At 57.1% G+C, this 12,487-nt stretch carries 10 protein-coding genes and 1 pseudogene; 3 read left to right on the forward strand and 8 right to left on the reverse strand.

Annotated features, from left to right (window positions below; translation table 11 throughout):
- Positions 1-40: 40 nt before the first annotated feature.
- Complete coding sequence (locus I6L46_RS10925) at positions 41-1,792, forward strand: amidohydrolase (protein ID WP_216975445.1); 1,752 nt, start codon at positions 41-43, stop codon at positions 1,790-1,792.
- Positions 1,793-1,883: 91 nt separating this feature from the next.
- Here the strand turns inward: I6L46_RS10925 and I6L46_RS10930 are convergent, their stop codons facing one another.
- The 3 genes from I6L46_RS10930 to I6L46_RS10940 form a co-directional block, all read right to left on the reverse strand.
- Positions 1,884-2,669: a hypothetical protein gene (locus I6L46_RS10930; RefSeq protein WP_005353696.1), complete on the reverse strand. Its 786-nt coding sequence runs from the start codon at positions 2,667-2,669 to the stop codon at positions 1,884-1,886.
- Positions 2,670-2,882: 213 nt separating this feature from the next.
- Complete coding sequence (gene pyk, locus I6L46_RS10935) at positions 2,883-4,322, reverse strand: pyruvate kinase (RefSeq protein WP_005362071.1); 1,440 nt, start codon at positions 4,320-4,322, stop codon at positions 2,883-2,885.
- Between the two features lie 163 nt (positions 4,323-4,485).
- Complete coding sequence (locus I6L46_RS10940) at positions 4,486-5,340, reverse strand: MurR/RpiR family transcriptional regulator (RefSeq protein WP_005334759.1); 855 nt, start codon at positions 5,338-5,340, stop codon at positions 4,486-4,488.
- 347 nt (positions 5,341-5,687) lie between these two features.
- Here I6L46_RS10940 and glk point away from each other — a divergent pair.
- A pseudogene (gene glk / locus I6L46_RS10945) lies at positions 5,688-6,659 on the forward strand (glucokinase); the annotation flags it as partial.
- 205 nt (positions 6,660-6,864) lie between these two features.
- On the opposite strand, the gene I6L46_RS10950 reads toward glk, so the two are convergent.
- Positions 6,865-7,365 carry an SRPBCC domain-containing protein gene (locus I6L46_RS10950; protein ID WP_128816009.1) on the reverse strand — a complete coding sequence of 167 codons (501 nt, stop codon included), beginning with the start codon at positions 7,363-7,365 and terminating at the stop codon, positions 6,865-6,867.
- 160 nt (positions 7,366-7,525) lie between these two features.
- Between I6L46_RS10950 and I6L46_RS10955 the strand changes: the two genes are divergently transcribed.
- The gene (locus I6L46_RS10955) at positions 7,526-7,945 is read left to right on the forward strand and encodes a GNAT family N-acetyltransferase (protein WP_216975448.1); all 420 of its coding nucleotides are present in this window, start codon (positions 7,526-7,528) and stop codon (positions 7,943-7,945) included.
- Here the strand turns inward: I6L46_RS10955 and I6L46_RS10960 are convergent.
- From I6L46_RS10960 to I6L46_RS10975, 4 genes are all read right to left on the reverse strand, one after another.
- Positions 7,935-8,453 (reverse strand): hypothetical protein, encoded by a 519-nt coding sequence (locus I6L46_RS10960; RefSeq protein ID WP_005353702.1) that lies wholly within the window; start codon positions 8,451-8,453, stop codon positions 7,935-7,937. The two genes, I6L46_RS10955 and I6L46_RS10960, sit on opposite strands and share 11 nt — an antisense overlap.
- 10 nt (positions 8,454-8,463) lie before the next feature.
- On the reverse strand, positions 8,464-9,255 hold the full coding sequence (locus I6L46_RS10965) for a winged helix-turn-helix domain-containing protein (protein WP_216975450.1): 792 nt from the start codon (positions 9,253-9,255) through the stop codon (positions 8,464-8,466).
- A 376-nt stretch (positions 9,256-9,631) separates the two neighbouring features.
- Entirely contained in the window at positions 9,632-11,158 is a 1,527-nt protein-coding gene (locus tag I6L46_RS10970) for a methyl-accepting chemotaxis protein (RefSeq protein WP_216975452.1), read from the reverse strand.
- Between the two features lie 64 nt (positions 11,159-11,222).
- Positions 11,223-11,954 (reverse strand): ABC transporter substrate-binding protein, encoded by a 732-nt coding sequence (locus I6L46_RS10975; RefSeq protein ID WP_005334783.1) that lies wholly within the window; start codon positions 11,952-11,954, stop codon positions 11,223-11,225.
- Positions 11,955-12,487: the final 533 nt, after the last annotated feature.

The following is a 12,487-nucleotide window of genomic DNA, read 5'->3' on the forward strand; positions in this document are numbered from 1 at the left end:
CTTCGGTGCCTTCGGGCACCGAAGCGACGGAGTCATGCCCATGAATATCAAAACGCTGTTTCTCGCCAGCCTGCTGGTGACGCTTCCCGCTGCCGCCAATGCCCAGTCACAGAGCCAGACGCTGATCTTTGGCGGCACCATCTACAGTGGTGATCCGGCGAACCCTCACCCGGAAGCAGTCGGCATTGAAGGTAAAAAGATAGTGGCAGTCGGCAGCTATCAGGAGGTCAGCGCCCGCCTTGGCAGCCATGCCAAGCGTCTTGATCTGAAAGGAAAGTACCTGATGCCAGGCCTCATCGACAGCCATGTTCATGCGGCATTTGCCGGTTTTCAGGGGATGACGGTTAACTTTCCCGATGCCATGAATGAGGTTGAGCAGGTGCAGCAATTTCTGACCCGCAGCAAGGATGATCCCCGCCTGACACTGGGCGATGTAGAGCTATACAGCAATGTCTCCCTCGACTACTGGCATCAGCTTCCCCTGCTCGATCAGGTGTTCAATGGCCCGCAATACCGGCAGATCCCAGTAGTGCTTGCCGGTTCGGATGCCCACACCGGTTGGGCAAATCAGGCCATGCTGCGCAAGGCTGGCATTGATGCCGACACCCTTGCCGGTCGTTATGCTCCGCTGAAAGGCAATTTTGGCCTCACCCCATCCGGCATGCTCAATGGCTTTGCCTCGGAAGGCGGCTGGGATGCCATCCTCAAGGCGCTGCCCCCCGTCAGCGACGAGACGATTGCCAGTGCCATCATGACCGCCGCCAAACAACTCAATCAGGTGGGCATTACCGCCTGGATGGACCCTATCAGCAACATTCGCCCCCTCGCCCCTATCTTCAACGCCGAGCCGGATCGCCGCGATACTGGCCTGCTGCCGGCGTACAGCATGCTCTCCCGGGAAGGCAAGCTGACCGGACATGTATCCGCACTGGCACTGGTGGGGATACATGCATCACCCGCCATCATTGATGACGTATTAGCGCTGCAACAGCAGTTTCAAGACGCCCCGGACGTTAAACTGGTGGGGATCAAGATCCTGCAAGATGGTGTCATCGAGTATCCATCCCAGACCGCCAAGTTGAGCGAACCCTACCTCAACCGTCCCGGTTACAGCGGCAAGGACGATCTGGACAAACAGCGTTTTAACGAGCTGATCCGCACCGCGGATGCCCATCAACTTATCGCTCACTTTCATGCCATCGGCGATCGGGCCGTCCGTGAATCCCTCGATGCCATCGCCTATGCCCGGGCCCACAATCAGGATCACCGCTTGCTGCACAGCATCACCCATCTGGAGGTGGTGAGCCCGGCCAGCATTGCCCGTTTCAAACCGCTCAATGTGGCCGCATCGATGCAACTCTTGTGGGCCGGTAAAAACGTGGCGACTACCCTGCTGCTTGAGGGAAAAGTGCCCCCGGCACTGCTAGCCCGCCTCTATCCGGCAGGCAGCTTGCTGCAAAGCGGCGCCATTATCGCCGGTGCCAGTGACTGGCCGGTCTCCAGCCCCAACCCTTTCCTCGCCATGTATACCGCGATCACTCGTCAAGGGGAGCTTGGCTTGCTGCCCCCCGCCAGCGAGCAGATCAGCCGTCAGGCCATCTTGCAGGCCTATACCCTCAACGCCGCCAAGGTAATTGGACGGGAGAAAGAGATTGGCTCCATCAGCGCGGGCAAGAGTGCTGACCTGATCTTGCTGGATCGCAATCTGGAACAGGTAGCAAGCGAAGAGCTCAAGGAGACCAAGGTGCTCTGGACCATGTTCAAGGGCAAGCAGGTCTATTCAGCCCACTGACACCGAGAGAACAAACAGGCCCGCACTGCGGGCCTGTTGGCAAGATCACGACAAGCGCATGACGTGCAGTGAGCAACCGATAACGGCGGGATTAGCGGCTCGTTTCAGTCAAGTCCTTGTCAATCCAGTACTTGGAGCCGGAGATATTGGCATCGAGCAGCAGGCCCTTCTCACCAATCTGGTAGATGGCCATGCCGCCATTGTATTTGGCGGTCAGCTCGGCGCTCTCCTTGCCTGCCACCACGCCCACTTCGGAAGTGGCCTCCCACCCCTGGGTCACGAAGGCGTCGAATCTGGCCTTGTCTTCAAACAGGATCACCTGCTGATAGAACTTGCCGCCAATCCCGGCCGCCAGACCCGCGCCAAACATCTTCATATAGGTGTGCTTGCCGGTTTTGCGATTGACTGCCACCCCGGCCCCCTGATTGGTATGCAGCATCAGGGAGAACTTGCGCGAATCGAACACCGCATAACCATAAGCCTTGTCAAACAACAACTTGGCTGATGGCTGTTCGTTGAACAACCGGATCAGCGCAGTGTCGGCCATGGTATTGAGCGCGATCCTCGCCTCTTTCGCCGTCTTGGGGTTGAGCATCTCGTTGAGCTCCTTGTCGGCTGCCTTCAGCCACTCCTTGCCGGTCGCGATGCTCTTGTCGGTCCAGACCCCGGCGGTATTGAAGGCATCCTCTCCCCAGGCCGAGATGGAGGCCCAGCTCTTCTTGGAAAAATCGCTGACATCCTGCCACACCTCCTTGCTGGTCTCGCTCACTGCCGCTCCCAAATCGGACGCTGCGGCCTTGAGCTTGGCCCAGTCGGCATAACAGGGTGAGAAGGCCAGACTCAGTGACAGGGCCAGCAACCAGTTACGCTTGTTCATTTTTTCACTCCCGTATTGTCGAGGGTCTGGGTTACCTAGGGGGATCACCTACAACAGGCTACCCGCTGAAAATCACTCCCGCATTATCGGAAGGGGAATCCGGTTAAGCAATCATTGAGTCCTGTTTATCCCGCCACAGCCCGACTGCGGTTAACAAAAAGGCTGCTCATCAAAGAGGAGCAGCCTTTTTAAGCACAGTAAAACCGGACGGGCTTATTCGACCATCATCACCTTGCAGGTGTTGGTACTGCCCACGGTTTCCATCTTGTCACCGTGAGTCAGCAGCACCATGTCACCGCTTTGCAGCAGCCCCTTCTCCTTGAGCACGGCCAGCGCGTCGCGGCACACTTCGTAGACCGGTTTGGTCTCGTCACCGTCAAACATCACCGGAGTGACGCCACGGTAGAGATTGGTCCAGGCCAGGGTCTTGTTGTGGGGAGACATGGCGAAGATCGGCAGACCGGAGCTGATACGGGACATCAGCAGCGGCGTGGTGCCGGACTCGGTCAGTGCCACGATCGCCTTCACCCCTTCCAGGTGGTTGGCCGCATACATGGTGGACATGGCCACCGCCTCTTCTACCGAGGTGAAGGTGTAGCTCATGCGGTGGTTGGAGACGTTCAGGCTCGGGTGCTTCTCGGCACCGACACAGACGCTCGCCATGGAGGTCACGGTCTCGATGGGGAACTGACCGGCAGCAGTCTCGGCGGAGAGCATCACCGCATCGGTACCATCCAGCACGGCGTTGGCCACGTCCATGACCTCTGCACGAGTCGGCAGCGGCGCGTTGATCATCGACTCCATCATCTGGGTAGCGGTGATCACCACACGGTTCAAACGACGGGAGTGGCGGATCAACTTCTTCTGTACACCAACCAGCTCGGGGTCACCGATCTCGACACCCAGATCGCCACGGGCGACCATCACAGCATCGGAACCGAGGATGATGTCTTCCATCGCCTCATCGGTGGCGACGGTTTCGGCGCGCTCAACCTTGGCCACGATCTTGGCATTGGAACCGGCTTCGCGGGCCAGCTCGCGGGCGTAGCGCAGATCATCGCCACAGCGCGGGAAGGAGACAGCCAGATAGTCCACATTCATGCGGGCAGCGGTCTTGATGTCTTCCTTGTCTTTCTCGGTCAGGGCCGGAGCTGAGAGACCGCCCCCTTTCTTGTTGATGCCCTTGTTGTTGGAGAGCGGCCCGGCCACGGTCACCGTGGTGTGAATGCGGGTGCCTTCAACCTGCTCGACCTTCAGCTGCACACGGCCATCGTCCAGCAGCAGGATGTCGCCCTGAACCACATCGTCTGGCAGGCTCTTGTAATCGATGCCAACCTGCTCCTGGCAACCCTCACCCTTGCCGAGGGCCGCATCGAGAATGAACTTGTCACCGATGGCCAGATAAATTTTGCCATCCTTGAAAGTAGAAACACGGATTTTCGGGCCTTGCAGATCCCCCATGATGGCAACGTGACGACCGAGCTTGGCAGCAATGTCACGCACCTGATTGGCGCGCAGGATATGGTCTTCAGCAGTGCCGTGAGAGAAGTTCATCCGCACCATGTCGGCCCCGGCGCGGATGATCCCTTCGAGGATCCCTTCGCGGTCGGTAGCCGGACCGAGTGTGGTTACAATCTTTGTACGTCTAGGCATGAAAGACTCCAATATGAAGTTGATATGACTTGAGATTCTGCCCCATCAAGCCCATGGCTCGATGCACCCGTTTGCAAACCATCTGGGTGGTTTTTGTTATTAAATTACAATACTACACCAAGGCGGGTGGCATAGACAGTCGGGGGCCTGAGCCCCCGACGGTTCAGGAAGAGTGCGGGGTTTCGAAGCGGGATTCGCGCAATCCCTCTTTCACTTTCTTCAGATTTTCGCGAAATTTCATCCCCCGGCGCAGGGTAAAACCGGTCGCCAGCACATCCACCAGCGCCAGCTGGGCGATGCGGGATGCCATCGGCATATAGACATCGGTATCTTCCGGCACATCCATGGAGAGCACCAGATTGCACTCGCGGGCCAGCGGGGAGTCCTTGGCGGTCATGCCGATCACGGTGGCGTCGTTCTCGCGAGCCAGCGCGGCGATCTCGACCAACGCCTTGGTGCGGCCGGTGTGGGAGATGAGCACCACCACATCCCCTTCGCTGCTGTTGATGCAGCTCATGCGCATCATGACTATATCGTCAAAGCTCACTACCGGAATGTTGAAGCGAAAGAATTTGTTCTGGGCATCGCGGGCAACGGCGGAGGAGGCGCCAAGGCCGAAGAAGCTGATCTTCTTGGACTGGGTCAGGATATCGACGCAGCGGTTGATAGCGGAGATATCCAAGCTGTTTTTGGCGGCATCCAGACAAGCCATGGTGGATTCGAAAATCTTGGCGGTGTAGGTATCAGGCCCATCTTCCGCTTCCACATGACGATTAACGTAAGGGGTGCCATTGGCCAGGCTCTGGGCCAGATGGAGTTTGAAATCAGGAAAGCCCTTGGTATCGAGACGGCGGCAAAAGCGGTTGACGGTCGGTTCACTGACATCGGCCATCTTGGCCAGAGCGGCGATGCTGGAGTGGATGGCGGTCTGGGGAGACGCCAGGATCACCTCGGCAACCTTGCGTTCTGATTTACTGAAACTTTCCAAGTTGTTCGTAATTTTATCAAGGGTATTCATCATCACCACCAGGCGTTTTTGTAATTTAGCTTCAGTGTCTTTGCACTCAATCTACGGCTAAGCAAGTTTCCATTCAAGCTAAGGACTATACAAGACAAGCGGTTATCGCAACTAACGCCTGCCATACAAAGTATGACTCATCTCTAATTATTTCGTACTTTTCGTTACAAAACGTCACCTAGCCATGAAAGCGCTTACAAATGTTGCAAAGCAACAACACTGTGAGCAGGCGCACGTTTGTATCGATCCGGCGGGTGAGCAAGCCTGAGCTCGGATAGAATGGGCCGTCATAATCCAACAATAATCTCGGGACACCAGAGTCGTCCCCATCCTGTAACGAAGGAGTTGTTATGCAGCATACCCATGCGCTGGTCGGCGATGTCGGCGGCACCAATGCGCGTCTGGCCCTGTGTGAGCTGGCCACCGGTACTATCTCTCAGGCAAAGACCTACTCAGGTCTGGCCCACCCCAGCCTTGAAGCCGTGGTACGCCTCTATCTGGAGGAACACAAGGTTCAGGTGGCTGAAGCCTGCATCGCCATCGCCTGCCCCATCAACGGTGACTGGGTTGCCATGACCAACCACAGCTGGGAATTCTCCATCAGCGAGATGCAGAGCAATCTCGGGCTGGCACGCCTGCAAGTGATCAACGACTTTACTGCGGTCTCGATGGCGGTGCCGGTATTGGCTGAATCGGATCGCATCCAGCTTGGCGGCGCCGCGCCGGTAGCGGGCAAGCCCATCGCCATCTATGGTGCGGGCACCGGCCTTGGGGTCGCCCATCTGGTCAAGGCGGGTGAGCAGTGGCTGAGTCTGCCGGGTGAAGGTGGTCATGTGGATTTTGCTGCCAACACCGAAGAGGAAGATGCGGTGCTGCAAGTAATGCGAGGCGAATTGGGCCATGTCTCGGCAGAGCGTTTCCTCTCCGGTCCGGGTCTGGTCAATCTCTATCGCGGGCTGGTGAAATCCGATGGCCGTGAGCCCGAACCGTTTGCCCCCAAAGACATTACCGAGCGCGCACTGGCGGGTGAGTGCCTCGATTGCCGCCGCACTCTGAGCCTGTTCTGCGTGCTGATGGGCCGCTTTGCCGGCAATCTGGCCCTCAATATGGGCACCTTTGGCGGCGTCTATATCGCAGGTGGCATAGTGCCGCGCTTCCAGGAGTTCTTTACCGGTTCCGGTTTCCGGGTCGCCTTTGAAGACAAGGGGCGCTTCAAGTCCTACCTCAAGGAGATCCCGGTGTTTCTGATCACCCATGAAGGGCCGGGGCTGCTCGGAGCGGGCGCTTACTTGCGCCAGTCGATGGGGATCACTATCTGATTAAAGAGGGGAACGAGGCGGGATCATCCATGGTTCAGCCTCGATTCAGTGTGAATGGCATAAAGTAGCCGCACGTAACCAAGAGGGTTGTGCTTCACAAGGAGTGGAAAGCGACTCTCATCCGCTGGATACGTTTGTCACCTGACAAGCCTGAACTGTTTCAACCGGCCTTTTGGCCGGTTTTTTTTATGTCTGATATCCGGGATTACTGGGCCAACGCCTTCAGCTGCGTCTTGTCGGGGGGATTATTCCAGTCGATGGGGCCATGGGTAAAACGGTACTGCAACCGTGGCAGGCTGGTCTCCAGCCACTCTTCCCGAAAATAGGCATAACCCTGATCCCAATCCGGATCATTGGCCCAACCGCTCTGGAGGAAGTAGAGGCGAGTCCCCTGCCCTTCCGGCACAAATCGCAGGCAAACCTGGGTCTTTTGCTGGCGGATATGGGGCAGGCTGGGCGGGAAATTCCAGCTGAAACTGAGCAGGTCATAGGGCATGACGGCCATGACCCGGCACCCTTCGCTGCCACGTTCACCCAGCGGGGCATCAGGCCTGAAGTAGATCTCGAAAGGACCATTCGGTTCGGCCACCATCAAACATTCGGGAGCCAGAAAACTGCGCAGACCGCTTTCGGTAGTCCAGGCGTGCCAGACATCGTCTATGTGCGCCGGAACAAAAATGTTGCCTTCAATCAGTTTATTGTCCATAAATCAGCGATCCTCAAGCCATCCATACAAGGGACTCCGGCAGTATAGCCCCATGGCAAATACAATGGACAGTGCTTAATCACACCCTTGTCATTTGCATCGATTAACCTGCCGCTGTGCAGCAGCCTCAATGAACATTGGCTTGATCCGGGAGGGCATCATGATCCGGCTCATGGAAGAACACGACATTCCCCAACTGGCTCGGCTGTTTTTAAAGAGCCGCCGCCACACCTTTCACTGGGTTGATCCCGCCCGTTTCCAACTCGAGGATTTCCAGGTGCAGACCAAAGGTGAACAGGTGTGGGTCGCCGAGCAGGGGGGCAATATCTGCGGCTTTATCGCCATCTGGCAGCCCGATCACTTCGTCCATCACCTCTATGTGTCAAGCGACTGGCACGGTCAGGGGATAGGGCGCGCCCTGCTGGAGCGGGGCCTCGCTGATTCGCCGCACGGCTCGCTCAAGGTTGCGACCCGCAACACGGCGGCAGTAGCCTTCTACCATAGGCTGGGCTGGCAAAACAGTGATGAGACAGGCCACTGCGAGGTCACCGGTCCCTGGTGCAAGTTGCTTAGAAACTAGCGGGACGCCCGGCACCTGCGCTTTGTGGCTGAACAGGCACCAGCGGTGCCGGGGGGAAGAACCAGCGGTAGAGATCGAACCAGCCATCTCGCTGAGCAATCACGACCTCGTGCACCGGATCGCGCTGGAAAATTGCCACCTTGTTTTCGGTCAGCGGCACCCAGGCATAGTTGACCAGCGCATATTGCGACTGGATCAGGTTGTACTCATTGAGATAGGAGTCATCGTTACCCGATTCGTGCAGTTGGGTACGACTGTCGATGAGGTAAACAAGCTGGTTGAAGAAGGTCAGTTGAAAACCGGTCACCCGCCACTTCTCCCTGGTCGCCTCCTCCTCTTCGATCACGGTGATTTTGCCCCAGCGGCACACCCCGTGATAGTTGACTCCATTGGCCGACATCTTCAGGTCGTAATGGCAGCCCAGACTGTTGATAAACATCCCGACCACAAACAGCAGCACGACAAGCAGTGGCAACAGCAGCAAGGTATTTTTCAGCGTTCGTTTCATCAGAGATCCCTTACAGCGTTTTTTCGAGCTCTTTATAGGAAAGCACGCGAACCTGGTGGCCGGAGACAAGCACCAGCGATGCTGGTTTGACTGGTGACACATCGCTCCGTGCCTCCATCTGGCAAACAACGCCGGTCGGCGAGTCGGTGCAGTGCACATGGAGCCACTCGAAATGGAGATAGCTGGCGACAAACGCCATCAGCACAACCAGTAGCAGATTGACGTATATCAGGCCCCTTGCAAGCATTGGCCGCCCGATACCGCTGAGAAAGGCAAGTTTGGCGCGCTCACCAAAAGAACGGGGAGCAGCAGGCTCTTTGATGACCTCGTGGTCGGAGCTTGGTGATGTCGACGGTGGCTGCGCAGCCGCTGCAGGCGTGGGCTCGCTCATCGGCTCGGGCAAGGGCTCACTCTCTGTTGGCAGTGCCTTGCCGTAATAGCTCTTCATCTTGCAGTTCAGATGCAGGGAGTACCCTTTTTTCGGGGTACTTCTGATATCCAGCGTCTGGGGGGATGAGGCGAAGTGGCGGCGAATATTAGCGATAGCCACGTTCAGGGAGTTGGGGCTGATGGGGCGACCCAACCAGCCGATATCGAGCAACAGATCCTTGTCGCACACCTCGTCATGGTGATCGAGCAGATAGCTGAAAATGAGGCTCTCTGCCGATGACAAGCGCACCACCCGGGCACTTTGCAAGTTGTCCTTGTCGGCACAGAAGATCAGCTCTCGCCTTTTGACATCAAAGACATAATCACCGAAGTGATAGGCTGATATGTTATTGCCTGGCGCAACCCCCGTCATACCAACCACCTGTTATTTGCATTCATCATGAAGAAGATGGGATTCCACACCTGATAAAGCCAGATGGCGGCTCAGGACTCGCTGTAATTAAACGAAATTCTAAAGGGTCGAGATCAGCGGCACAATAGATGCAGGCAGGCATGAGCGGGGAAAATGAAAATATGCGTCCAGCGCTGTCGGACTGCGTATCGGGCAGAGCATGATGCTGCGAGTTTCGCGTATCGCGGTCACGCCAATCTCAGCTGAACAGTGACATGGGCATGACGAAAAACGCTGCAGGACAAGGCCCCTTGCCCCTAACAACATCTCGCAGCGCTCACAATAAAGGGAACCTTACCTGCCCCGCAGGATGATCCAACGGGGCGAGGTGAACTGACTAGACCCGAAACTGCTTGAGCAGGGTGTCGAGTTGGGCCGACAGCTGCCGCAGATCGCTGCTGGCCTCGGCAACCTGTGCAACTCTGGCCGCACTCTCGCTGTTGAGCGTCGCAATCCGGTTGACGCTGTGGCTGACCGCTTCCGCCACCGAGTGTTGTTCTTCCGATGCCTGGGCGATATACATGTTCATCTCGCGGATCAGGCTGACCTGATTTTTAATCTTCTCCACCGATGTCTGCACATCTGCCGCCTCGATGCCGGCGCGGGATGCCTTCTCCTGACTCTGTTGCATGCCGGCACCGACATTCTGAGTCGCTTGCTGCAACCGCTTGATACTGGCGCTGATCTCCTCCGTCGACTGGCGAGTACGGCCCGACAAGGTGCGCACCTCATCCGCCACCACCGCAAAACCGCGCCCCTGATCCCCCGCCCGCGCCGCCTCGATAGCCGCGTTGAGGGCAAGCAAATTGGTCTGCTCGGCAATGCCGTTGATCACCTCAATGATGGTGCCAATGCTGCTGCTTTCGGTCGAAAGGGTGCGCATCAGGGTGGCGACTCGCTCCACCTCCCCCACCAGTTGATGGATGGCCTCATTGGCATGGCCCGCCAGATTGTAACCCTGCTCCACATAGAGGTTGGCCTCATCGGTGGCGCCAGAAGTTTTCACCGCATTGCCAGCCACTTCCTGCACAGCCTGACTCATTTCGGTAATGGCGGTGGCGACTTGATCCAGCTCGGATTGCTGGGCGTCACTGCCTACCCGGGTATCTGCCGAGAGGGAGTCACAGAGTTCGGCGGTTTGCAACACACCGGCAGAGAGCTCGTTGATCTCCGCCACCATCTCCTGCAACTTGGCAATAAAGTGGTTGATGTTGGTGGCCAACGCGCCCATCTCATCCTGGCGGCTAATCTTCAGACGCCGGGTCAGATCCCCCTCTCCTTTGGCCAGATCGAACACCGCCTGATTCATCTGGTGAAGCGGCCTGAGCACGTTGCGATGAATCAGCACCATCAACAGGGCGATGATGCAGAGATCGAGCACCAGGATCTGCCAGACGGTGGTGATCAACTGCTGGCGCAGTTGGGCCTGAATGGCGGCATCACTGGTTTGCACCAGCAATCGGGCCACGGTGTTTTTCTGGCCGCTGTCGTCATAGACCAGATCATATCCCCCATAGGCAGTGGTATCGGCAGGCATGGCTGTCACGGGGGCAATGCTCCCCGCCGTGTCACGGGCAAACCCGGCCACCAGCTTGTCCTTGTTGACCACCAGCAAAGCACTCAGGATATCGGCCGCCAGCTCGGACTTGAGTGATGCCTCGATGAAGGCCGATTCATAATTCCACAGCGGGCCGGGCAGGGAGAGCTGCAGCCGACCGATGGCCTGTTCGACCAGCGCACTCTGTTTGCTGTAGCTCTCCGCCTTGACGGCGTGGTAGTTGTAAGCGCCAAACAACACCAGTAGCAGACTCACCGACAGGGAGGTCAACACGGCAATCCTGAACGTCAGACTTTTCCAATCCATGGTTTCCTCCCGGTTTTACGGCAGCCGGCGCAGTGCCATTGAGCGGCACTTGCTATTGGTACTGTTACTGGTACTTGGCATTGATCTTGTCGATGGTGCCATCCGCCTTCATGGCAGCGAGGATCTCGTTGAGCTTGGTGATGAGCTCATCGGGCGTATCCTTGTTAAACGCCAAGCTCATCTGGGTTTCCTTGAACACGAAGACCGGCTTGGGTGAAGCTACTTTCTCCTTGCTGGCCAGATAAGGCGCCAGATACTGGCCGGTTGCCCAAAGATCGATGCGGCCCGCCTCCAGTTTCTTCACGTTGGCGGTATCGTTGGCCGCCAGCTGCAACTTGGCAAATCCCTGGGCCTTGAGATATTCGGCGGCCGCATCACCGTTATAGCCACCCACCGAATACTGCTTGGCATCTTCCAGCGACTTGACCGTGATATTGGCGGTCGAACTGGAGAAAAATACCCAGTTGTTATTGACCAGCGGCCCTACCCACTTGAACAGTGCTTCCCGCTCCGGAGTGCGGGTCGTGGAGTAGAGGGCGGTATTGGGAGTACCGAGGGTATCTTCGTACGCCCGTTTCCAGGGCATCAGGGTCAGCTTGTATTCGACCCCGGCACGCTTGAACAGTTCTTCGACCACCTCGGTCGATAGCCCGACAATCTTGCCCCCCTCCCCCTGCATGTTGAATGGCGGGTAATCCTCGGTCATCACGTTCAGTGGCGCAGCCTGAACAGCGCTTATCGCCATCATGGAAGAGACTGAAAAAATTGCACTTTTCCACAGCAGTTGATAGTTCATTGCAACCTCGCTTTGCTTGCCATTCATCCCTGAACATCCGCCGTTACCGATGGCGGTGCACGTCTGACCCGCTGGGGTCATGCCGGCTTTCACGGCTCGCCGCCCACCAACGTGCAGCAGCAAACAGATCCGGATTTTGCCTGTGCGCAACGAAACGCAACCGGCGAGGGAGGCTCACAACAAATCGAGGTGGAAACATGCCAGGGCAGCATGAGGGGAGTGCGGAGTGGGGCGGATAAGCCTCTGCCATACAACAGCGCCGTGGCAAAGAAAAAGCGCATCGTTTTATGACAGGGGTCTGGGAGAGAAATGATAGAAAACGCCAACATCCATTTTCCCATACTGCTCGAGGAGACCTCAGAGCCAAACCTGTCCTTTAGCTAAGGTCACGAAAAGAGATACGTCAAATGAGAATGCTAACCCCCTCATCTGCTTCCAAATTAGATTCCAGATGAGCTCCGTCGAGCCAAAAAGTGGCGCTAGATACGCGAAAATGAGAAGGCCACCGCGAGGTGGCCTTCTCCAAATCAACA

It is taken from the genome of Aeromonas sp. FDAARGOS 1416 (genome assembly GCF_019048085.1).
In the GTDB taxonomy this organism is placed as follows: domain Bacteria; phylum Pseudomonadota; class Gammaproteobacteria; order Enterobacterales; family Aeromonadaceae; genus Aeromonas; species Aeromonas veronii.